The organism is Buttiauxella gaviniae ATCC 51604, assembly GCF_001654835.1.
GTDB classification, from domain to species: Bacteria; Pseudomonadota; Gammaproteobacteria; order Enterobacterales; family Enterobacteriaceae; genus Buttiauxella; species Buttiauxella gaviniae.
Map to the genome: position 1 here is coordinate 227,472 of NZ_LXEP01000015.1, position 23,943 is coordinate 251,414.

Genomic DNA, 23,943 nt, shown 5'->3' on the forward strand with positions numbered 1-23,943 from the left:
CAGACCAGGTCTGTTACCCACGGTCTGATGACATTAAGGAGCCTTGCGTGGAAACCCACGAAATTTATCTTCCTGAGCGTTTTGATGACGCCAGTCTGAAAGAAAAGATTTTCTTCAGCGCCATTAGTTTGTTCGCTGAATTTGGCCTTAACGGCGCACGCATGGAACAGATTGCCGAGAAAGCTAACACCACAAAGCGGATGGTGGTATATCACTTCAAAAGCAAAGAGCTGCTGTATGTTCAGGTGCTTGAGTATGTGTATACCCAAATTCGTAGCTGTGAGCGCAAGCTCAATCTCTCCGACCAACCGCCGGTAGAAGCAATGGTGGAGTTGGTGGAATGGACATTTGATTTCCATGCCGAACACCCGGATTTTATTCGCATCATCTGTATGGAAAACATGCAGCGCGGGCGCTTCGTAAAAGAGTCAGCTTACCTGCGCGAAATTAACCGCAGCGCGTTGGAAGTATTGCAAGACGTACTTACACGCGGGCAGGAAAAACAGCTGTTCAATAAGCAGGTTTGCGCCAAAGACGTTCACCGCCTGATCAGTAGCTTTAGTTTTTACCATGTTGCTAACAGCTATACCTTTTCAAACTTCTTCGAAGATGGAGCGGAACCGGTTGATAGCACGGCCCATTACCGCGAAATGGCGGTAAAAGTGGTACTGCGCTATATCGGGCCGTAAATAACTCGGTAATCCAGCTGCTTTAAGAACTCTGAGCCTCAACAGGCCCAGAGAAAGCGGTATACTCGGCGGAAATTCTCCTGCGATGCAGGTTATCGAAAAAGAGTATAAAAGATGAAAGCAAGCAATCGTGTTATATGCGCTCTGGCGCTGGCAACGTCCGTATTTACCGGCCAGGCGATGGCATCAAGCTGGCAAGATCAACTCTCCAGCGCGGCAACAGAGTTAAGCAAAACCACCACCTCCAGCGGCAGCACCGCAACAACCGGCAATTCAATGGCGTCACTGACCAGCCTGCTTGGCGGCGGCACTAAAGCCCTGAGTTCAGACAGCATGACGAATGCGGCAGGTATTTTGCAGTACTGCATGAAGAATAAGCTGGTGTCCGCGACCAACCCGGACAACATCAAAAATCAGCTGATGGATAAATTAGGTTTAGATAGCGGCACAAAGCAAACTCCGCCTGAAGATTACACTCAGGGTTTGATGGGCTTACTGAACACCGGCAAAGGCCAGCAATTGGATCTGAAAACCATCGGTAATTCACCGCTGGCAGAAAAAGTCAAAACTCAGGCTTGTGATTTTGTCCTGAAGCAAGGCGTAAATTATCTCTCTTAATCAGATTGCCTGCCCCTGATCTTGGGGGCAGATTTAGGATTTCACTTTGATTTCCAGCACCGCGTAGACACCATCACTGGGTAACGTAACGGTGACATTTTTCAAATCGACACCCGCTGCAATAATAATATCTCTTAGCTCAGGTAATGTGCGCGGATAGAGTGTTGGCCAGCCTATACAGCGCAATAAAAAGGCAAGCTGCGGGCTAGAAGTCAGCATATTGGAAATAACCAACACACCGCCTGGCTTAACTAAGCGCAACGCATGGCGAATAAAACTCACCGCTTCAGATGTCGAAAAATATTCGAAAATCCCCAGACCATCAACGAGCTCAGCTGACTGTTCGCCCAGTTCCTGAACCAGCTTGTCACTGAAAATCATCCGGTCGAATAAATTCCTCATTAACAGCTGAAAATGATGCCCTTCCACCAGGCCATATTGTGTCGCAAGCCCACGGGCAAATTTCAGCGACTGCCTGTCGTGATCAACCAGCAATATAGTGAATTTCTGCGCGCGTAATTTCGCACCACGCAATGCCCTAAGCACAGGTACCGCAGCGCCACAGGCAAGACTTATCCAGTTGCCTGTAACATGATTATTGATATACACATCAGCAATCGCCGACATCACTTTCGCTCGTGACCGAACACCTTGTGCATCATTGGCATGTATAAACCATGCCCGGCTGTTGCTATCTATTTCCCTTCCGCTTATCAGGCGCTCGGCAAGCGGATGCTGCACAGACCATAATGAAAGAGCTGTAGGGACCAACTGGCAACGCCACTCTTCAAGTGCGGGACGGTTTATAAAGGCTTGTTCTGACAGCTTGTTTCGATAGCGTATCCGTCGCATTCCCTGACCATCCACAAAAATTTCCGGGGCTTCGAGTGTCGGATCACCTTCTAACTGCTGGTTGATATCATCAATCTGCTCTAAAACCTGATCTTTCATCGGCCAGCTATCGCTTATATCACTGTAAGAGATATGTTTAATGGCCAGATCCGCAGGTACAGAGCCTGGGATCACTGAGAGAAAAGGCTGCCAGGACATGTTAAACCTCTACACACGTTTTCTTTCAGTCTAGAAAATGTAGGGTTATTCACAGTCAGCAGAAAGTTGTAATTTACGGGCACCCTCACCCTGCTTTACTCAGGATGAGGGCTGGGAATTTAACGTAAAAATGACTCGGTCAGTTTGACCCAATATGTCGCGCCACCCGAAATACAGGCATCGTTAAATTGATACAGAGGATGGTGAACCGAATAGTCATTTTTGCCCGTTGCCGTGCCAAGCCACAGATAACAGCCAGGAACTTCCTCCAACATAAACGAGAAGTCTTCGCTGCCCATCGCACTTTTTACCTGCGAAGGATCGGCAACTTTATCGGATCCAAAAACATCACGTGCTATTTGCAGTGCAAACTCGGTCTGTTGAGGATCATTCACCGTCACCGGGTAGCCAAAATCCACCGCGATCGAGGCTTTAACACCAAAACTTTCAGCCTGGGCATTCACCAGCGTCTGGATCCGCTGTTTTACCGCATCGCGTACTTCTGATTTAAAGGTACGCATATTCAGTTTAAGCACCGCACTGTGCGGGATAATGTTATGCGTGGTGCCACTTTGTAGGCTCCCTACGGTCACCACCGCAGAATCCTGCGGATCAACATTGCGCGAGACAATCGTTTGTAGCGCCATCACGATCGAGGCCCCGGCAACGGTAGGATCAATACAATGCTCCGGCATCGATCCGTGCCCGCCTTTGCCTTCAAGCGTAATCGTCATGCTGTCTGACGAGGCCATTAGTGCGCCAGGTTTGGTGGCGATTTCCCCGGCAGGAAGCAGCGGGAAATTGTGCAAGCCAAACACCGCATCGCATGGGAACAGCTTGAATAAACCGTCATCAATCATGCGCTTTGCACCACCGATAGACTCTTCTGACGGCTGGAAAATCAGGTGCAGCGTGCCGTTGAACGGGCGGTGCTCTGCCATATAACGTGCTGCTGATAACAAAATCGCGCAGTGTCCGTCATGCCCACAGGCATGCATTTTCCCCTCATTCACGCTCGCCCACGGCAGCCCGGTTTGTTCCTGCATCGGCAGTGCGTCCATATCGGCACGGATGCCCAAACGCTTACCGCCCTTCCCGACTTTTAACGTCCCAACCACGCCTGTTCCGCCCAGGCCACGATGCACCTCGTAACCCCAACCCGTCAGCAATTGGGCGATGCGATCGCTGGTGCGGAACTCCTCAAAACCTAATTCCGGGTGTTGATGGAAATCACGGCGGATAGCAATCATCTCTTCTTCGTGGTCGAGAATTTCTTTAATCAGCATAGGGTTATTCCTTTTTATTCATCACAGAAAGTTTTGCGTTCATGCCAGGCCAGCAATGCGCCGAATGTCACCACCGCACAGAACATCAAATACCAGGCTGGGGCCATGGGTTGCCCGGTGACTTTTAACAGCCAGGTCACGATCAATTGTGCGAAACCACCAAACAGCGTGACACCAATGGCATAAACCATAGCCATACCAGAAGCACGAACCGCTTTTGGGAAGGCTTCGAGGATCAACAAGAAAAAGGCGGCGGAACTGATATTGGCGAGGATCTGATCCACGGCGATCAGCGCCAGGGTAATGCCGAGCGGCGCACCGTGCAGAATGGTGGCGAAGATCGGCCAGATCAGGGCAAATGATCCTAATGCACAGGCGATCAAGATCGGTTTGCGTTTAGGTAATTTATCCGCCAGTTTGCCGCCAAAGAAAGGCACCACCAGCGTTAATGCCGCCGCCGTCAAACTCACCCACCACGACGTACTGGCAGGCATATGCAGCGTGTTAACCATATAAGCAGGCATGTAGTAGATGATGATGTAAAAGGTCGTGGTGCCTTTCATCACCAGCAAAATGCCCAGTAACAAAGCGCGGCGATGTTCGCGCCACAGCGTAAAAGTCGGGTTTTCTGCACTAACGGTTGGCGTCACAGTATGCGTTTCGGCAAGCTGGCGGCGGATATACAAACCAATCGGCATAATCGCCAGGCCAACAATAAACGGTATACGCCAGCCCCAGTCATAGAGCTGTTGCTCGCTCAGGACATGGCTTAATCCCGCGCCCATCGCCGCACCAAACAGTGCCGCCCCACCCTGGCTGGTCATCTGCCAGCTGACGCGTGCACCACGGCGAGATTTATCCCCCGCTTCCATCAACCATGAGGTCGCCGCCCCAACTTCCCCACCCGCTGAGAACCCCTGAAGCATACGCCCAGCCACCAGCACAACCGGCGCCATGATCCCCACCTGCTGATAAGTCGGCGCAAAGGCCACCATCATGACACCTAAGGACATCAGACCGAGGATCAGCGTCATTGCCGATTTACGCCCGTGTTTATCGGCATAACTCCCAAGGACCATACTGCCGAGCGGGCGCATCACAAAGCCAACCCCAAAGGTCCCGACAGCCAGTAACAATGAGGTGTAATCGTTGGAGCTTGGGAAAAACAGATGACCAATGATCACCGAGAAAAAGCTGTAAACCGCAAAGTCGTAAATCTCGAGGCCATTGCCGAGAGTAACTGCCACCAACGACTTAGCGTTAGCGCGCTCCGGGACCAACGGCGCATCATACGGAAGCGAGGCTGACATCTCGGCATCCACCTGGGCATAGCTGACACGCTGTTTCATGCTCACGTCCTTTTTTTGTTACTCAGATGTAAACAAACTGGGGTTGTGTTTTAACTATCTGCATAAAAAAAGAACATTACAATCATAAAAATTAGTTATGCCTTTGGTTATCTTATTTGTATTGTAAGAGAGCAAAATTTGCACCATGGTGATGATTCAGGCGGTACGGAAAATTGAAAATCAAACTAAATCAGTTAGATATTTTGTTGGAAGTTGCCGCGCAAGGCAGCATCGGCAAAGCGGCAAAGGCGTTACACCTCACACAACCCGCCATTTCTAAAACAATTCAGGAAATGGAAGCTGAAATCGGCATGCCGATTCTGCAACGCTCATCACGCGGCGTAACGTTAAATGAGTATGGGCAGGTTTTGCTGCGCCACGCTCGAGACATCGATCGCTCCCTGCATCAGGCACGGGATGAAATCGACAACCTGCTTGGCAAAGCCATGCGCCAGTTACGGGTTGGTTTTACTTCGGCGGCCTCTTACGGGCCATTTACCAACACGCTGATTCAATTTCAGGCACGCTATCCCGGCGTAAAACTAATTGTGATGGAAGGCAGGCCGCAGCAAATTCACGATGCGCTTGAGAACCAACGGCTGGATATTGCCGTCATCACCACCGCCAGCAATGTGGCGCCAAACGGCATGTATTACGAAACGCTGTATGCCCTTGGCAACACGGTGATTGCCGGTAACCAGCACCCCGTCACACACACAACCTCACTGAAGCATTTGATGGATTACCCCTGGCTGGACTGGGATGAACCCGGTGAGCACTCCATTCTTGGGCAAGTTTTTCGTCGTTATAACCTGCCGCTACCGCAAAATATTATCCACTGCTCATCACCCTGGATCATGGCGCGCATGATGGAACAAACGGATGCGGTAAGCATGTGGACATCCGTGCGCCTGCGCTTTCCAGGCTACAGCCCGAACCTTCGGCCGCTGGTGCTGCGCGAAGTGCTTCCGGCCAGCAGCATCTGCATTTTGTGCCCAAATATTGCCAGGCTTTCAACCGCCGGAAATACCTTTATGGAAATGCTGAGGATTAATACGCGTGACTGGTTGCAGGATAGTGATGCACTGGAGATGGTGGCGCGGGTTTAGACGTTTTATTGCGGCCAGGCTACAAGGCCAGGCCGCATGACTCACAAGTTAGCTCAAATCAGCACCGTTACTGGCTATCACTTTCTTGTACCAGTAAAACGATTTTTTACGCGTGCGGGCGAGTGTACCGTTGCCCTGGTCGTCGCGATCAACGTAGATAAAGCCGTAGCGCTTACTCATCTCCCCGGTCGATGCTGATACCAAATCAATACAGCCCCACGATGTGTAACCGATAACCGGGATACCGTCGTCGATGGCGTCTGCCATCGCTTTGATGTGTTCACGCAAATAGCTGATGCGATAGTCGTCGTTGATTTCGCCTTGCTCGTTAATTTCATCTTTTGCACCGAGTCCGTTTTCCACCAGGAATAACGGTTTCTGGTAGCGGTCGTACATCATGTTCATGGTGATGCGCAGACCGAGCGGGTCAATACCCCAACCCCATTCGCTCGCTTGAATATGCGGGTTTTTCAGGGATTTCACGATGTTTGCCGCATTGCTGTTTTGGTCGTTCATATCAGCCGAAGCGCAGCGCGAAGCGTAGTAACTGAATGAGACAAAATCGACAGTGTTTTTAAGGATTTCGTCATCACCAGGCTGCACTTCAAGCTCAAAACCTTTCTCGCGGAACAAGCGTTTGGTATAGGCCGGATAAGCACCACGCGCCTGCACATCAATAAAGAACAGGTTCTCACGGTCTTTTTCCAGTGCAGCCCAAACATCTTCAGGTTTGCAAGAATACGGGTAGAAATTCCCACCCGCTAACATACAGCCCACCTGATTGTTCGGATTCACTTCGTGGGCAATTTTAGTCGCCAGGGCGCTTGCCAGCAGTTCGTGGTGCGTCGCCTGGTACTTCACTTGTTCTTTATTATCGCCTGCTTCGAATACCAGACCTGCGCCAGAGAATGGGCTGTGTAGCAAGATATTGATTTCGTTGAAAGTGAGCCAGTATTTCACCAGGCCATCGAACGCTTCAAAACAGGTACGCGCATAGCGGGTAAAAAACTCCACCATTTTGCGGTTACGCCAGGAACCGTACTCTTTAACCAGATGCATTGGCACATCGAAATGGCACAGTGTGACCAGCGGTTCTATACCGTACTTTTTACACTCGGCAAACATGTCACGGTAAAAAGCGATGCCTTCCGCGTTTGGCGTTAATTCATCGCCATTAGGGTAAATACGGCTCCAGGCAATGGAAGTACGAAATACGGTGAAACCCATTTCGGCCATCAGTGCGATGTCTTCTTTGTAACGATGATAGAAATCGATACCGACATGGCTCGGATAGTATTCGTCATCACGCAAACTAAAACGCTTTTCGATACCCAGTTTTACCGACATACGGTCTTTACCATGCGGGATGGTATCAACCGTGGTTAGCCCTTTACCGCCTTCAAGATATGCGCCTTCAGCCTGGTTCGCAGCTATCGCTCCGCCCCATAAAAAATCCTTCGGAAATAGAGATTCGCTCATGAGATTCCTCTTCTAAATTAATTTACGCTTGCAGATGCAACAACGGCGTTTGGCTGTACTTGTTCTTTCTCTTTAGTTTGTTCTTGTTCAACCGGGATATCTTCGAAGCCCAGTAACAGTGTCAGGAAGAAAGAGAGCACCACCGCGAGGATCATCACGCCAAACACCCATACGATGCTCATTGGATTCGCGGGGTCAAAGAACTGCACGCTGGTAAATAAACCTGGAGAGGCCATCGAATGGCTCGCCAGCCCGCCGATTCCGGCGACCGCTCCGCAGACAAAACCACTGATTAATGCCGCAATCAATGGGCGCTTAAGACGCACCGCCACACCGTAAAGCGCAGGTTCAGAAATACCCGCTACTATCGCTGAGGCTGCCGCAGCAAGAGCCGTCTGGCGCAGTTCAGGGTTTTTCGTTTTCCATGCCACTGCTAAAGATGAACCGCCGAGTGACAAGTTGGCACCGATTTCAGATGGCATAACCATCCCTTCTTTGCCCGTCTCCGCGATGGTTTGAATAATAGACGGCGTGAATACGCGGTGCATGCCTGTCATCACCAGCAGTGGCCACAGCGCGCCCATAATCGCCACCGACAACCAGCCAAGGTAGTGGTGGATGGTGTAAACCAGTGAAGAAATACCGGTACCAATCCAGATACCCAGCGGGCCAATCAGCATGATGGCAATCGGGGCTGAGATAAGCACAATCAGCATCGGTTTCAGGAAGTTTTTCGTGACCGCAGGCGTGATACGGTCAACCCATCTTTCGATGTAAGACAGCAGCCAGGTCATGCACAGCGCTGGGATAACGGTGTAGGTGTATTTCACCGCAGTGACCGACATCCCCATAAATTCAACGTGTTGCCCCTGGGCCGCTTTCGCCATCAGGTCGACAAAGTTTGGATGAACCAGAACCCCGGCAATCGCGATGGCCAGCGACATATTGGTTTTGAATTTTACCGCCGCAGAAGCCGCGACCATGACAGGCAGGAAGAAGAACGCGCCATCACCAATCACATTCAGAATGACAAGCGTTGAGGAGCCTTTCTCGAAGACGCCGGTCATGTCCAGAATCATCGCCAACAGTTTTACCATTGAGCCGCCAATAATGGCGGGGATCAGCGGTGACATGGTGCCAATCAGGGCATCCAGAATCCCTGCGCCAATGCGTTTCAGGGTGATTTTGCTTTTGCCTTGTGCGGGTTCAGTGGGCTGCATGCCTTCTGGCAAAAGTTTCAGTACTTCAGCATAGGCCTGAGACACGGTGTTGCCGATAATCACCTGGCACTGATTTTCGCTGCGAACGACACCCATCACGCCATTGATAGCTTTCAGTTTTGCAGTATCTACGATGCTGTCGTCATTGAGTACGAACCGCAAACGCGTCATGCAATGAGTCACCGCGCCAACGTTACCTGCGCCACCAATTGCGTCGACTATCGACTGTGATACTGCCGCATAATTCTTAGCCATGAGCTACCACTCTTTCGTATTTAAATTCATGTAGTTATGAATGATTTATGCCGGTAACACCGCGTCGACGTGTAGGGGTTCGAGAAATAGGTAACCGGTTCCACATTAGATTGGACATGAAAAATAAACAGATCAAACACTAATTTTACATATTGTTAATTTTGTGATTACGATCGCCATAATCAGCCTTTTAAGGCCACTATCACCGCTTTCATACCCTAAATAATTCGAGTTGCTTCGAGGCGGCAAAGGAACGAGTCCCTGGGAGCTTACTTAAGTAAGTGACCCGGGCGAGATCACGCAGCCAACAAAGAAGCTGCTTGAAGTATGACGGGTATGGGGCAGTATTTTGTCATCGCGGAATGTGTAAAATGGGCACATTCAACAAAGCCAGGAAGCTCCCATGTCGACAATGCAAGAAGTGGCAAAAAAAGCCGGCGTCTCAAAAGCCACTGTTTCACGCGTTTTATCCGGCAAGGGATACGTCAGCGAAGCCACCAAAGAGCAGGTCTTTAAAGCGATTGAGGAAGCGGGATATCGGCCAAATTTACTGGCGCGTAACCTGGCAACGAATAAATCGGAATGCATTGGTTTAGTGGTCACCAACACGCTTTATCACGGCAGTTATTTCAGTGAAATACTTTCGCAGGCTGCCAAGAAATTAGAAGATAATGGTCGCCAGCTCATTCTGGTCGATGGTAAACACAGCGCACAAGAAGAACGTGAAGCGATTCAATTTCTGCTCGATTTACGCTGTGATGCGGTAATTATTTACCCGCGCTTTTTAACCATTGATGAAATGGATTTGATTATTGAGCAGCATAAAAAACCGATTATGGTGGTTAACCGAAAATTAAGAAAAAACCAAAGCCACTGCGTTTTTTGTGATCATAAAGGCTCCAGTTTCCAGGCAACAAAATATCTGATTGAACGTGGGCATCGCGATATTGCCTTTATTACCGGCTCAATGGACTCCCCTACCGCTATTGAGCGTTTGTCAGGCTATAAAGAAGCGTTAAATCAATATGATATTGGTGTAAATGAAGATCTGATTGCACAAGGGAAATGGACGCCAGCCAGCGGTGTTGCGGCAGTTGAAACGTTGCTTGCGCGCACAAACAAGATCAGCGCAATCCTCGCCAGTAATGATGAAATGGCGGTTGGCGCAATGAAACAATTAAACGATATGGGCATTTCTGTTCCTGGTGAAATATCAATTATCGGTTTCGATAATATACCTACCGCACCTTATCTCTCACCAGCTTTAACCAGCATTAAAGATCCCGTGAGCGATATGATAAGCGAGGTTATCAACCGCTTAATATCCATGCTCGATGGCGGATATTTGTCGAAAGAGAATGTATTTACGTCAGATTTACTGGCAAGAAATTCAGTGATTGACGGGCCATATAAAGGTTAATAAAACGGCGCATTCGCGCCGTTTCAATAAAACTCAGCTCGCGACTTTTACAATTAATTTGCCGAAGTTCTTACCACTCAGCAAACCACGGAACGCTTCAACGCTGTTTTCCAGACCATCGACGATATCTTCACGGAACTGGATTTTCCCTTCCGTCAGCCACTGGCTCATCTGATTAAAGAATTGCGGGTAACTGTCGCTGTAATCCTGAGAAATAATAAAGCCTTGTACGCGCAGCCGTTTTTTCAGGATGGTGCCCATCAGCAATGGCAAGCGGTCTTGTTCAAACGCGCTGTTCATGCCGTTGTACTGGCTGATAACGCCACACACCGGGATTCGCGCTTTGGTATTGAGTAGCGGCAGCACTGCGTCAAATACCGCCCCGCCGACATTTTCAAAATAGACATCAATGCCTTTGCTACAGGCTTTTTTCAGCTGCTCGGCAAAGTCCGGGGCTTTATGGTCAATACAAGCATCGAATTTCAGCGTTTCAGTGACGTAACGGCATTTATCAGTGCCGCCCGCAATCCCGACGACTTTTGCTCCGAGCAATTTTGCCACTTGCCCAACCACTGAGCCCACGGCACCGCTGGCCGCCGCGACAACCACAGTCTCACCCGCTTTTGGCTGGCCAATGTCGGTCAGGCCCATGTAACCGGTAAAACCAGGCATACCGAGCAGACCGAGCGCGTAAGAAGGGTGCTGCATATTGGCATCGAGTTTCTGCAAACCTTCGCCATTGGACAACGCGTAATCCTGCCAGCCGGTGTATGCCAGAACCAGGTCGCCGTCTTTATAATCCGCATGTTGAGATTTTTCGACACGGCAGACGGTGCCTGCACCAATGACATCGCCAATAGCCAGCGGTGCGGAATAAGACTCGGCATCATCCATACGCCCGCGCATATACGGGTCGAGTGATAAATAGAGCGTGCGCAGCAGTAACTGACCTGCGGCAGGTTGTGGAACAGGCGCGTCTTCCAGTTTGATATCTTGACTGGTCGGCATACCCTGCGGGCGCTTCGCTAACACAAAGCGACGGTTAATCTGGGACGACTGAGTCATAACGCTCTCCATTGATTGGGTCGTGAGTAAAAATTCAGTTAGTCCCAGACTAGCTAATAATCCACCGAGATGGGATGAAAAATGTGCCATTTAAAATTAATGCAAAACCGTCACGGCATCTTCCAGGCGCGTTGCCCGGTGTTTCACCATCGCCGACACTTCCGCGCTCTCTTCAACTAACGCCGCATTTTTTTGCGTGATAGCGTCCAGTTCTGCCACCGCATGCGTTAAATCAGACAACCCCTCCGCCTGCTCGGAAGTCGCATTGCTGATTTGCCCGAGTAACTGAGTCACGTTCCGCACCTGTTCAACAATGTCTTTCATGGTGCGCCCAGCTTCGTGAACCTGAACAGTACCCGATTGCACTTTGCTGGCGCTGGCATCGATAAGTTTGCGGATATCATTTGCCGCAGTCGCACTGCGCTGCGCCAGGTTTCGCACTTCACCGGCCACCACGGCAAAACCTTTCCCTTGCTCACCGGCACGCGCCGCTTCCACGGCTGCATTAAGCGCCAGAATATTGGTCTGGAAGGCAATGTCATTGATAAGGCTGGTAATCGAGCCGATACGCTGCGTACTGTCGGCGATTTCATCCATGGTAGTCACAACAGTTTCCATCGCCTTGCCGCCATGGGCTGCGGCCTCGCTCGCGGAACTGGAAAGCTTATCGGCCGCTGCGGCAGTTTCTGAGTTGTTCTGCACCGACACCGCCATCTGGCCCATGGTGGTGACGGTTTGCTGCACGTTGACCACCGACTGGCGCGTGCGCTCATTGAGCTCCACATTGCCCTGGGCCAGCGTTTCGCTGCCACTGCGCACGTTCTCAACCTGATGGCTGACATCATGAATCAGCCAGCGGCACATCAAACCTAACTGGCCAATGGCACGCAGCGTCATACCAATTTCATCCGTTCGCGCAAGATGCTGCACACGCTGTTGATTTCCCGTGGCGACTTCCAGCGCCTGGCGGGCGACATTTTCCAGCGGGCGGGCAATTTGCCACTCCAGCAACGCGCAGGCCAGCAGGCTCGCTAACCCGCTGATGACCACAGACAACGCCCCCAGCCCCAATGAAATAGAGGCTGCCATCATCAGCAAAAACACACCGCTCATGATAAGCCGAATGCGGCCTCGCAGCGGGAGAGCGGGCAATTTACCCAGCCAACCTTTACGTAGCACTAATCCTTTAAATAAACGACGTTTGCAGCGCCCTTCCCTGAGCGCCTTATACAGCGGCTCGACCGCTGCGATCTCTTCAGGCTTCGCTTTCGTACGAATCGACATATAGCCCGTCGTCTTGCCATTGCGAACCACCGGCACAACATTCGCCCTTACCCAGTAGTGATCGCCGTTTTTGCGCTGGTTTTTGACGATACCGGTCCAGGGTTCTCCTTTTTGCAGGGTGAACCACATATCGGCAAAGGCGGCTTTGGGCATATCGGGGTGGCGCACCAGGTTGTGGGGCTGGCCTGTAAGTTCATGAAGCGAGTAACCACTGACCTTCACAAATGCGTCGTTCGCATGGGTGATTGTGCTTTTTAAATCGGTTGTCGACATCAATGTCGTGTCGTCATCAAGCAGGTATTCATGCTGTGTAGCAGCCGTGCGCGCAGTCATAGCAACTCCCTTGGCAGGTTATCCAATTGTTAATATTTTTAGTTGTATTGTTATTTCGGCGCTGCAAAAATTTCCTTTAGCGGTTAAACTTGACGACGATCACACTTTTTTAACTAAGCCATATTTTTTATAATGATTTTGGATGGGGAGCACATTTCCCATTAATTTCATGAAGTTATTAATGAAAATGTCATAGTGACGCTAAGTGCTGGAGTTTTGACCTTCAATTTGCAATCGGCACACTACACTTAGTACGGGGCCGTTTCGCCCCCGCAAGGAAAAAGAGGATAATAATGTTAAAAAGGAAAAAGAAAGTCAGACCTATTAAGGTCAGTGACGTCACCATCATCGACGATAGTCGCCTTAAAAAGGCGATTACTGCCGCATCGCTTGGCAATGCGATGGAATGGTTTGATTTCGGCGTATACGGCTTTGTTGCCTACGCCCTCGGTAAGGTTTTCTTCCCGGATGCCAGCCCTAGTGTGCAGATGATTGCCGCCTTGGGTACCTTCTCTGTTCCCTTCCTGATTCGCCCGTTGGGTGGCCTGTTCTTCGGCATGCTCGGTGACAAATATGGTCGCCAGAAGATCCTGTCCATAACCATCATCATTATGTCATTGAGTACCTTCTGTATTGGCCTGATTCCGTCGTACGCGACTATCGGTATCTGGGCGCCAATCCTGTTGTTACTTGCGAAAATGGCGCAAGGGTTCTCAGTGGGTGGTGAATACACCGGTGCTTCAATATTCGTCGCCGAATACTCGCCAGACCGTAAACGCGGCTTTATGGGCAGTTGGCTGGACTTCGGTTCCATTGCCGGTTTTGTCTGTGGTGCGGGTGTCGTGGTGCTGATTACGGCGATTGTCGGTGAAGCTAACTTCCTCGAATGGGGCTGGCGTCTGCCGTTCTTCCTGGCATTGCCATTAGGGATTATCGGCCTCTATCTGCGTCATGCGCTTGAAGAGACACCGGCGTTCCAGCAGCACATTGATAAACTTGAACAAGGAGATAAAGAAGGCCTGGCTGAAGGCCCGAAAGTCTCCTTCAAAGAGATTGCGACCAAGCACTGGCGCAGCCTGCTGACCTGTGTCGGTATCGTTATCTCCACCAACGTCACCTACTATATGTTGCTGACGTATATGCCAAGTTACCTGTCGCACAATCTGCATTATTCCGAAGAACATGGTGTGCTGATTATTATCGCCATCATGATTGGGATGCTGTTTGTGCAGCCGATGATTGGCCTGCTGAGTGACCGTTTTGGCCGCCGTCCGTTTATCGTCTTCGGTAGCGTGGCATTGCTTGTTCTGGCGATCCCGGCCTTTATTCTGATTAACAGTAATGTGCTGGGGCTGATATTCGCCGGGCTGCTGATTCTGGCTGTCGTGCTGAACTGCTTCACCGGGGTAATGGCTTCGACTCTGCCCGCCATGTTCCCTACGCATATTCGTTACAGTGCGTTAGCCAGTGCCTTTAATATTTCGGTGCTGGTTGCGGGTGTGACTCCAACGGTTGCGGCGTGGTTAGTGGAATCGACCGAAAACCTGATGATGCCAGCGTATTATCTGATGGTGGTCGCGGCTATCGGTTTGATTACCGGCCTGACGATGAAAGAGACGGCGAATAAGCCGCTGAAAGGTGCCACACCAGCGGCTTCTGATATTGCCGAAGCGCGTGAAATTGTTCAGGAACACCACGATAACATCGAGCAAAAAATCGAAGATATCGACCGTGAGATTGAAGAATTACAGGCGAAACGTACCAATCTGGTGGATCAGCACCCGCGCATTAACGAGTAATTTTTAGCAGCATCAAAAGCGCCGGGCCAATGCCCGGCGTTTTCATTTCTGGCTTTAACCCTCATTCCTGGAAGGAATTGGTTATGTCTAAAATTTATAAGCAAAGTATTTTTTGGACTTTGCGAATATTCATAACTCACCTAACGTAACCTGCTTAAAGAATAACAATTCATATAGATTGATCCAGGATGCCACATGCAAAGAAAAATAATTCCATTACTGCTGCTGGCTGCAATCTCCGCGAGCAGCTTTGCCGCAACACCGCCAAATACTTTAATTGTTGCCCAGGGACTGGACGATATCGTCAGCCTTGATCCTGCCGAAGCGAATGAGCTATCGAGCATTCAAACGGTGCCGAGCCTTTACCAGCGCCTGGTGCAGGCCGACCGTGAAGACCCGGCCAAATTAGTCGCGGTGCTGGCTGAAAGCTGGCAGGGCGATGCGGCTAACAAAAAACTGACCATTAAGCTGCGCCCGGATGCCAAATTCTCATCGGGTAACCCGCTGCGCCCGGAAGACGTTATCTTCTCTTATACCCGTGCGGTTACGCTCAATAAATCCCCGGCATTTATTCTTAACGTCCTTGGCTGGCAACCAGACAACATCGCCAGCCAGTTGAAAAAGGTCGATGACCACACGCTGGAACTACACTGGACGGCTGACGTTAGCCCGGCGGTGGCGCTGAATATTCTCTCCACGCCGATTGCCTCTATCGTGGATGAAAAAGCCGTTAGCCCTAACGCGAAAGCGGGCGATTTCGGTAACGAATGGTTGAAAATGCACTCGGCTGGCAGCGGCCCATTCAAGATGCGAGTTTACCAGCCGCATCAGGCGATTGTGTTAGACGCCAACCCAACCTCACCGGGTGACGCACCAAAAGTTAAAAACATCATCATTAAAAACGTTCCAGACCCGGCAGCTCGCCGCCTGCTGATTCAGCAAGGTGACGCCGATATTGCCCGTGACCTGGGTGCGGATCAGACCAGCGCGCTGGAAGGTAAACCGGGCGTGAAAGTGCTGAGCATCCCTTCTGCCGAGCAGAACTATATGGTGTTCAACGCGGGTAACGATGCAAACCCACTGTTGAAAAACCCTGCCCTCTGGGAAGCCTCTCGTTATCTGGTGGATTACCAGGGCATCACCAAAGATCTGTTAAAAGGCCAGTACTTTATCCACCAGAGCTTCCTGCCAGTAGGTTTTGCAGGCGCACTGGACAACAACCCATTCAAATTTGACCCGGCAAAAGCGAAAGAGATCCTCGCTAAAGCAGGCATCAAAGACGCCCACTTCACGCTGGATGTAGAAAATAAACCACCGTTTATCACCATCGCGCAGTCTATGCAGGCAAGCTTTGCTCAGGGCGGCGTGAAGATTGATCTTCTGCCAGCCGCAGGCAGCCAGGTTTATGCCCGCGTTCGTGCCAAACAACACCAGGCCGCGATCCGCTTGTGGATCCCGGATTACTTTGACGCCCACTCAAACGCCAGTGCCTTTGCTTATAACGATGGCAAAGCAAGTACCGTAGCAGGCTTAAACGGCTGGCAAATCCCGGAGTTAAGCAAGCAAACTCTGGCCGCAGTTGCGGAAGCTGACCCGGCTAAACGCCTGGATCTGTATAAAAAAATACAGGAAGAAGTTCAGCACAATTCGCCGTACGTATTTGTTGATCAGGGTAAAACTCAGATCGTTGTGCGTGAGAATGTGAAGGGCTACCAGCAAGGTTTGAATGCGGATATGGTGTATTACGATCGAGTAAGCAAATAACTGCTTTGTCTTCTTCCTCTTAGGGGGAAGGAGACAATCCGCGAAATATGTTTAAGAAGAGTTCCACATGTCGGACATCTCCACCCTTTCAGCCTCAAGTCGCTTAAGCCGCTCGTTGTTAACGCTGCTCCAGGGGCTGTTTACCCTGGCACTAACGATTATCGGCTTACTGCTTATCACTTTTGCCCTGTCGGCGCTTTCGCCTGTCGACCGCGTACTGCAAATCGTTGGCGATCATGCAAGCCAGGCCACATATGATCAGGTGCGCCACCAGCTTGGTCTGGACCAGCCCCTTCCCGTTCAGTTCTGGCATTACCTGACCAGTCTTGCTCATGGCGATTTGGGCACCGCCAGCGCCACTGGGCAGCCGGTGTTACACGATTTACTCGCCGCCTTCCCGGCAACACTTGAGCTTGCCACCCTCGCGCTGATTATTGGCAGCGTTATGGGCGTTATTTTTGGTGTGCTTTGTGCTCGATTTGCCGGCTCACCATGGGATTTAGCGGTACGCACGTTCACACTGCTTGGCAATTCAGTCCCTATCTTCTGGTTGGGTCTGCTGATGCTGGCGTTTTTCTATGCGCGGCTTCAATGGAGTGCTGGGCCGGGGCGTCTGGACGATATTTATCAGTACAGTGTGGAAGCAAAAACAGGCTTTGTGTTGATTGATACCTGGCTATCTGGCGATCGTGATGCCTTCCTGAATGCCATCAATCACCTTACATTACCCGTGTTACTACTCGCCTATTATTCGCTGGCAAGTATTACCCGTCTCACACGTACCGCTTGTCTGAGCGAAATGAACAAAGAGTACATCACGCTTGCGCGCGCCAAAGGCGCCGGGGAGATGGCGATTCTGGTGCGCCATGTGCTGCCCAATATTCGCGGCACATTGTTTACGGTTATTGCGCTGGCGTACACCGGCATGCTTGAAGGTGCGGTACTGACTGAAACGGTCTTCTCCTGGCCGGGTATTGGGCGCTATCTCACCACCGCTCTATTTGCTGGCGACACCACAGCGATTATGGGCGGAACGCTGTTGATTGGCGTATCGTTTGTCATTATCAACAATCTGACTGACGTGCTGGTGCGTGTCACCGATCCGAGGGTGCGCTAATGCCGTCTTATCTCTTCTTACGCCGCACATTGCGCTCACCGGCGGCACTGTGCGGGTTAATCATCATTACCCTGCTAGTGCTGATTGCCATCTTCGCTCCGCTACTCGCACCGTTCGATCCGAACTGGCAGGATGCCGCTGCACGTCTGCAAGCTCCCAATGCTCAGCACTGGTTGGGTACCGATAGCTATGGCCGCGACCTACTCTCACGTCTGATTTATGGCTCACGCCCTGCTCTTGGGCTGGTGTTGCTGGTCACAGTGATAACGCTCCCCGTTGGGATGCTGATCGGTATTCTTTCGGGCTATTACGGCGGTTGGCTGGAGCGTGTGTTAATGCGTTTTACCGATGTCGTTATGTCGATGCCACGCCTGATTCTGGCCTTTGCTTTTGTGGCAATGCTTGGCCCAGGCCTTGTGAATGGCGCTCTGGCGCTGGCACTCACCACTTGGCCTGCCTATGCGCGTCAGGCGCGCAGCGAAATTCAGCGCCTGCGCCATAGCGACTATCTCGCCGCTGCAGAAATGATGGGAATTCGTGGAACGCGCCTTTTAGCAGGTCACATTCTGCCGCTGTGTTTACCTTCGGCGATTGTGCGCCTGGCGCTCGACTTAGCTGGGATTATTCTAGCCGCAGCCGGGTTAGGTTTCTTAGGCCTGGGAGCCAGACCGCCAATGGCAGAATGGGGTTCGATGATCGCTGACGGTATGCAGGTTATTTTCGATCAGTGGTGGATTGCAGCCATCCCAGGTACCGCCATCTTGATTAGCAGCCTGGCGTTTAACTTACTGGGTGATGGATTACGCGACGTGCTGGAGCCTGGAAATGACTGAGAATCGTATTGAAGTCAGTGGATTAAACATTGATTACCCGGGCGCTCGGGTCGTAAATAACCTCTCATTCACGCTAGGTAACGAACGGCTGGCGCTGGTAGGCGAATCCGGCTCCGGTAAATCGATGACCGCCAGAGCGTTAATGGGTCTGGTGCGTAGGCCAGGCAAGGTAAGCGCAACTCAGCTCAAAGTGTTGGATAACGATCTGCTCAGTATGCGTAACCGTGACTGGCAACGCCTGCGTGGCAATGATATCGCGATGGTTTTACAAGACCCACGCTACGCACTCAACCCGGTGAAAAGCGTTGCACAGCAAATTGATGAAGCACTGCGCTTGCATCAAAAGCTATCTGGTTCACAGCGCCGTGAGCGGATCCGAGAAGTGATCAACGCCGTTGGATTACAGGAAAATGTGCTGTCACGCTACCCGGCGGAACTCTCGGGCGGCATGGGGCAACGCGTGATGATAGCAATCGCTCTGGTCAACAATCCAAAAGTGTTGATCGCAGACGAACCTACTTCTGCTCTGGATGCTCGTCTGCGCAACCAGATTCTGGAACTGCTGGTTGAACAGTGCGAGCAGCGCCAGATGGCAATGTTACTGATTAGCCACGATCTGCCGCTTGTTGCCCAGCATTGCCAACGAGTACTGGTGATGTATCAGGGACAAAAAGTGGATGAGATGGCTGCCAGTCAGCTTGCCGCAGCAACACATCCTTATACCCGTACACTCTGGACATGCCGCCCTAACGCCGCAACTTACGGCATGATGCTACCGACTTTAGACCGCAGCCAGAATCTGCAGGGAGAACATCATGGCGATCGTTGAAGTCAGTAATCTATGCGTGCAATTTAGCGCGAAAGGCCAGACTAAAACCGCCGTTCGCGATGCCAGTTTCGCCATTAATTCAGGGGAAACATTCAGTTTAATTGGCGCTTCAGGGTGTGGGAAATCCACCATTCTGCGCGTCCTTGCGGGTTTACAACGCGAGTGGCAAGGTGGAGTAAAACTGCTGGATGGGGTAATCAAACCCGGTGTGCGTTTTCAGGGTGATTTGCGCCGTAACGTGCAAATGGTATTCCAGGACCCGTATGCCTCCTTGCATCCTAATCACAGCATTTACCGCACGCTGGCTGAGCCGCTAACGATTCATGGGGAAGTGCAAATAGCTGATCGTGTGGAAGAGGCACTACTTCAGGTAGGGCTACCAACCGATGCAATGAAGCGCTATCCGCACCAGCTTTCCGGCGGGCAGCGCCAACGCGTAGCCATTGCCCGAGCACTGCTGTTGCGGCCTAAGATTCTGCTGCTTGATGAACCCACTTCAGCACTCGATATGTCGGTGCAGGCAGAAATTCTCAATCTGTTAAACCGCCTCAAACAACAGTTTGGCATGACCTATCTACTCGTTAGCCATGATGCCGATGTGATTGCACATATGTCGGACCGTGCGGCTTATATGGCAGGCGGGGTCATTAAACATGAGTTTGACCGCGCCGCTCTGGTGCGAGGCGAGCACCGTATGGAGGCCGCATAATATCTAGTCGAGCGCAATCATCTCTTCTGCTGCAGTAGACATAATGCAGCGATTGCGCCCGCTATTTTTACCGCAGTACATCGCCTTATCAGCACGACTAATCGCCTCATGTAATGAATCTGTATGCGAGACGTTTGTCAGCCCACCAGTGGCCGTTACACTAATCTGCTCGTCACCCACGGTGATTTGATGTTGCTGTAAATGTTCGCGAATACGCATTGCAGCTTTCTGCGCGTCCTCGTCATTTCTTGCATCCAACAAGATAATGAATTCTTCGCCACCAAAACGATAAATACGCTCAGTTCGGCGTGTGGCATCTTTTAACGTCAAGGCCACGCTGCGTAATACATCATCCCCTGCATTATGCCCCCAGGTATCGTTAATTGTTTTAAAATGGTCAATATCCATAATTAACAAATAAAGATTACGGCAGGTACGTTGGCACTGTTCACGGAATAATGGAAATTCTTGATATAACAAGTGGCGTAGTGGCAAGCCAGTTAATGCATCATGCAAATTACGGTAGGAAAATAGATGTTCTTTGTAACGATCAAGGCTATGAATAAATTCGTGCTGTGCCTGTTGGTATTTTTCTAGCAATGAGTCTGTGACATTTTTTTGAATAATAGACTGCATTAACTCGCGGGCAACATCATGCATAAGGATATGATTTGTATTGATGGCCATGACCATCTCTTTATCCAGGGCACTGCCATTCAGACGTAGCGACAGCCAGCGGCTAAACCGGCAACGCTGGTGTGACATTGGGTCGAGGATATCGTTGTCGACCTCGCCATCCAATAGACTCAAGCGCAGGAATTTTCCAGCCCAGTCATAATGTTCCTTCATCGCAATATTTAATTCAGACAAGGAGTAATCAAGGTCATTGATAATCATTTTCAAACCACACTCACGTCATATTGATTAAATAACCACCACAAAAGATACCGTTCAATGGTGAGAAATTTCCCGCGCGAATTATAACTGCAATAATCATTAAACTTACAAGCATTCCTTCTGTAATTTACTGAGTTATTATTAGTTTCAAAAAAAATGAAATTACACTGACTTCTTTTCAATGGGAGAAATTAAAAAGTTAACTTTGCAGTGCAATGCACTCTAAAGCAGCATGACGCACGGTTACGGTGCACAAAAACCAGATAACGAAGAACAAAGCCGCTTTATGTCAGCATTTTTATCCACGGAATGTGATTCTTTGTGACTATTTATTGCGCAACTTGAATTTCGTCAGATCGTTTATCCTGATTTCGCTTATGGGAAGCGAAGTGGCGTATTCCCTGCAATACTTATTTTGTGTATCGCGTGATACGTCATTCCCAGGAGCACATTTTGAACAGGTTACCTACTAGCGCTTCGGCTCTTGCCTGCACAGCGCACGCTCTCAACATCATCGAAAAGAAGTCATTAACTCATGAGGAAATGAAGGCGTTAAATCGCGAGGTTATCGAAAACTTCCAACAGCATGTGAATCCGGGTTTTCTTGAGTATCGCAAATCAGTGACCGCCGGCGGGGATTACGGAGCCGTAGAGTGGCAAGCGAGTAGTTTAAATACGCTTGTCGACACCCAGGGTAAGGAATATTTAGATTGTCTGGGTGGGTTCGGCATTTTTAACGTGGGGCACCGTAATCCAACAGTGGTATCCGCCGTACAGCATCAGCTCGAAAAACAACCCCTGCACAGTCAGGAGCTGCTCGACCCCTTACGGGCGATGCTCGCCAAAACGCTTGCGACCCTCACTCCGGGTAAACTGAAATACAGCTTCTTTAGCAACAGCGGTACAGAATCGGTTGAAGCCGCGATTAAACTCGCCAAGGCCTATCAATCTCCACGCGGGAAATTTACCTTTATCGCCGCCAGCGGCGCGTTTCATGGCAAATCTCTCGGGGCGTTGTCAGCAACAGCAAAATCGGCTTTCCGTAAACCGTTTATGCCGTTACTTCCAGGCTTCAGGCATGTTCCGTTCGGCAATATAGACGCGATGCGTACCATGCTCAGTGAGTGCCGTAAAACCGGTGATGATGTTGCAGCTGTAATCCTTGAACCTATTCAGGGAGAAGGCGGTGTGATTATCCCACCAGCAGGATATTTACCGGCGGTTCGTAAATTATGTGACGAATTTGGCGCACTACTCATTTTTGATGAAGTGCAAACCGGTATGGGACGTACGGGCAAAATGTTCGCCTGCGAACATGAGAACGTACAGCCTGATATTTTATGCCTCGCCAAGGCACTAGGCGGTGGCGTAATGCCGATTGGTGCCACCGTTGCGACAGAAGAAGTATTCTCTGTGCTGTTTGATAATCCTTTCCTACACACCACAACATTTGGCGGCAATCCGCTAGCCTGCGCGGCGGCACTTGCAACCATTCATGTTCTGCTTGAGCAGAATCTACCGGCACAAGCACAACAGAAAGGACAACTGTTGGTGGATGGCTTCCAGGCCCTGAAACGTGAGTTTCCGGAACTGGTGGTTGATGCCCGTGGGCAAGGTTTGTTGATTGCCATCGAGTTTAGCGACAACGAAATTGGCTATAACTTTGCCAGTGAAATGTTCCGCCAGCAGATACTGGTCGCCGGAACGCTCAACAATTCGAAAACCATTCGTATTGAACCTCCACTGACTGTCACGATTGAGCAGTGTGAACATGTGTTGGGCTGTGCGAGGAAGGCATTGAAATTGCTTTATGCCAACAGCAACAAAACTGAGTTAGCCCTGTGATCGAATGATCCCCCGGAGCTATAATGCCGGGGGATATTATAAGCAAACTTATGTTTTTACCCCTCTGAACGCTCTATACTCGCTGATCTTTTCAATATTTAAAATCTGGTCTCCGCCCTATGATCTACGACTGCTTCCTCTACTATGACGAAGATATGTTGCTCGATATTCGACTCAATACACTCAATGACTATGTTGATAAGTTTGTCATTGTTGAATCGACACACTCCTTTACTGGGCAGCCAGTCGAGCTGAATTTTGATATCAACAAATTCGCGCAATTTAAGGACAAGATTATCTATGTTGTCTTTGATGAAAAGCCGGATGCAGACAGTTGGACGAATGAGGCCAGAACGCGGAACGCCATAATGAACGGGCTGACGGCAGCGAAGGAGCAAGACATCATCATCGTGTCTGATGTCGATGAAATTATTCGCCCAGCCGCGCTTGCAGAGTATAAGCCAAACTACCTTTGCTCCACGCTCTACCAGAATTTCTATAATTATCAGTTTAATTTGCAGGTATTTAATAGCGATGGCACACCCCGCCAGTGCACGTTACCGAGAATGACCAGTTATAAAAATCTGCGTACATTCTTTAATGGCGAGCCAGAAACGTTGCGTAATGTAAAACGCTCAAAAATCCGCAAAAACTGGTTGAAGTGGCGCTGGTTTAAATTAAGAAACAATATTGTGCATAACGCCGGCTGGCATTTCTCTTGGATCATGACGGCTGAACGTATCTCAGAAAAAATGTCGACTATTTCGCACACGGAATACGACACCCCTGAGCTTAACAATCAAGAACATATAAAGAATGCAATTGAGAACGGGTTGGATATTTGGGCTCGAGAAAGAAACCTGCAAGTGGTTGATTTACCAAGTGGGGATTTCCCTGAGTATTTGAAACAAAATGCTCATAAGTTTGCAGAGTTTATTCGCTAAGGTTTAAAACCATCCTCACCCTAACCCACTTCCTGAAGGAGAGGGTTAG

20 protein-coding genes are annotated in these 23,943 nt (G+C 50.2%); 12 read left to right on the plus strand and 8 right to left on the minus strand.

Going from position 1 to position 23,943, the window contains the following annotated elements; genetic code table 11:
- Nucleotides 1-47 precede the first annotated feature (47 nt).
- A complete protein-coding gene (locus M977_RS08175; protein WP_064513908.1) occupies nt 48-689 on the plus strand; it encodes a TetR/AcrR family transcriptional regulator in 642 nt (213 codons plus the stop codon).
- A 114-nt stretch (nt 690-803) separates the two neighbouring features.
- On the plus strand, nt 804-1,307 hold the full coding sequence (locus M977_RS08180; protein WP_064513910.1) for a YjjA family protein: 504 nt from the start codon (nt 804-806) through the stop codon (nt 1,305-1,307).
- 33 nt (nt 1,308-1,340) lie between these two features.
- On the opposite strand, the gene M977_RS08185 is transcribed toward M977_RS08180, so the two are convergent.
- The 3 genes from M977_RS08185 to M977_RS08195 form a co-directional block, all read right to left on the minus strand.
- A complete protein-coding gene (locus M977_RS08185; protein ID WP_064513912.1) occupies nt 1,341-2,357 on the minus strand; it encodes a class I SAM-dependent methyltransferase in 1,017 nt (338 codons plus the stop codon).
- A 119-nt stretch (nt 2,358-2,476) separates the two neighbouring features.
- Entirely contained in the window at nt 2,477-3,643 is a 1,167-nt protein-coding gene (locus tag M977_RS08190) for a M20 aminoacylase family protein (protein WP_064513914.1), read from the minus strand.
- 14 nt (nt 3,644-3,657) lie between these two features.
- Nucleotides 3,658-4,992, minus strand: a complete 1,335-nt coding sequence (locus tag M977_RS08195; RefSeq protein WP_064513916.1) for an MFS transporter — start codon at nt 4,990-4,992, stop codon at nt 3,658-3,660.
- 173 nt (nt 4,993-5,165) lie between these two features.
- On the opposite strand from M977_RS08195, the gene M977_RS08200 reads away from it, so the two are divergent.
- Nucleotides 5,166-6,101, plus strand: coding sequence for a LysR family transcriptional regulator (locus tag M977_RS08200; RefSeq protein WP_064513918.1), 936 nt, complete (start codon nt 5,166-5,168; stop codon nt 6,099-6,101).
- Between the two features lie 48 nt (nt 6,102-6,149).
- On the opposite strand, the gene M977_RS08205 is transcribed toward M977_RS08200, so the two are convergent.
- Entirely contained in the window at nt 6,150-7,580 is a 1,431-nt protein-coding gene (locus M977_RS08205) for a 6-phospho-beta-glucosidase (RefSeq protein WP_064513920.1), read from the minus strand.
- A gap of 17 nt (nt 7,581-7,597) precedes the next feature.
- Nucleotides 7,598-9,055, minus strand: a complete 1,458-nt coding sequence (ascF, locus tag M977_RS08210; protein ID WP_064513923.1) for a PTS cellobiose/arbutin/salicin transporter subunit IIBC — start codon at nt 9,053-9,055, stop codon at nt 7,598-7,600.
- A 403-nt stretch (nt 9,056-9,458) separates the two neighbouring features.
- Between ascF and M977_RS08215 the strand changes: the two genes are divergently transcribed.
- Nucleotides 9,459-10,475, plus strand: a complete 1,017-nt coding sequence (locus tag M977_RS08215; RefSeq protein ID WP_064513925.1) for a LacI family DNA-binding transcriptional regulator — start codon at nt 9,459-9,461, stop codon at nt 10,473-10,475.
- Between the two features lie 33 nt (nt 10,476-10,508).
- Here M977_RS08215 and M977_RS08220 read toward each other — a convergent pair whose 3' ends face one another.
- Both M977_RS08220 and M977_RS08225 read right to left on the minus strand, forming a co-directional pair.
- Entirely contained in the window at nt 10,509-11,540 is a 1,032-nt protein-coding gene (locus M977_RS08220) for an NADP-dependent oxidoreductase (protein WP_064513927.1), read from the minus strand.
- A gap of 96 nt (nt 11,541-11,636) precedes the next feature.
- Entirely contained in the window at nt 11,637-13,157 is a 1,521-nt protein-coding gene (locus M977_RS08225; RefSeq protein ID WP_064513929.1) for a methyl-accepting chemotaxis protein, read from the minus strand.
- 293 nt (nt 13,158-13,450) lie between these two features.
- Between M977_RS08225 and proP the strand changes: the two genes are divergently transcribed.
- The 6 genes from proP to M977_RS08255 all read left to right on the plus strand — a co-directional run bounded on the left by proP (nt 13,451) and on the right by M977_RS08255 (nt 20,208).
- Complete coding sequence (proP, locus tag M977_RS08230) at nt 13,451-14,956, plus strand: glycine betaine/L-proline transporter ProP (protein ID WP_064513931.1); 1,506 nt, start codon at nt 13,451-13,453, stop codon at nt 14,954-14,956.
- A gap of 195 nt (nt 14,957-15,151) precedes the next feature.
- Nucleotides 15,152-16,720 (plus strand): ABC transporter substrate-binding protein, encoded by a 1,569-nt coding sequence (locus M977_RS08235; protein WP_064513933.1) that lies wholly within the window; start codon nt 15,152-15,154, stop codon nt 16,718-16,720.
- 67 nt (nt 16,721-16,787) lie between these two features.
- Nucleotides 16,788-17,837, plus strand: coding sequence for an ABC transporter permease (locus tag M977_RS08240; RefSeq protein ID WP_064513935.1), 1,050 nt, complete (start codon nt 16,788-16,790; stop codon nt 17,835-17,837).
- Entirely contained in the window at nt 17,837-18,670 is an 834-nt protein-coding gene (locus M977_RS08245) for an ABC transporter permease (protein WP_064513937.1), read from the plus strand. Before M977_RS08240 ends, M977_RS08245 begins: the two co-directional genes overlap by 1 nt.
- Nucleotides 18,663-19,499, plus strand: a complete 837-nt coding sequence (locus tag M977_RS08250) for an ABC transporter ATP-binding protein (RefSeq protein WP_064513939.1) — start codon at nt 18,663-18,665, stop codon at nt 19,497-19,499. The genes M977_RS08245 and M977_RS08250 overlap by 8 nt, the downstream gene beginning before the upstream one ends.
- Complete coding sequence (locus M977_RS08255) at nt 19,486-20,208, plus strand: ABC transporter ATP-binding protein (RefSeq protein WP_064513941.1); 723 nt, start codon at nt 19,486-19,488, stop codon at nt 20,206-20,208. The genes M977_RS08250 and M977_RS08255 overlap by 14 nt, the downstream gene beginning before the upstream one ends.
- 3 nt (nt 20,209-20,211) lie before the next feature.
- On the opposite strand, the gene M977_RS08260 is transcribed toward M977_RS08255, so the two are convergent.
- On the minus strand, nt 20,212-21,105 hold the full coding sequence (locus tag M977_RS08260) for a diguanylate cyclase (RefSeq protein ID WP_083962920.1): 894 nt from the start codon (nt 21,103-21,105) through the stop codon (nt 20,212-20,214).
- A 453-nt stretch (nt 21,106-21,558) separates the two neighbouring features.
- On the opposite strand from M977_RS08260, the gene ygjG reads away from it, so the two are divergent.
- The gene (gene ygjG, locus M977_RS08265; RefSeq protein ID WP_209438601.1) at nt 21,559-22,950 is read left to right on the plus strand and encodes a putrescine aminotransferase; all 1,392 of its coding nucleotides are present in this window, start codon (nt 21,559-21,561) and stop codon (nt 22,948-22,950) included.
- 119 nt (nt 22,951-23,069) lie between these two features.
- A complete protein-coding gene (locus tag M977_RS08270; RefSeq protein WP_064513945.1) occupies nt 23,070-23,894 on the plus strand; it encodes a glycosyltransferase family 17 protein in 825 nt (274 codons plus the stop codon).
- Nucleotides 23,895-23,943 lie beyond the last annotated feature (49 nt).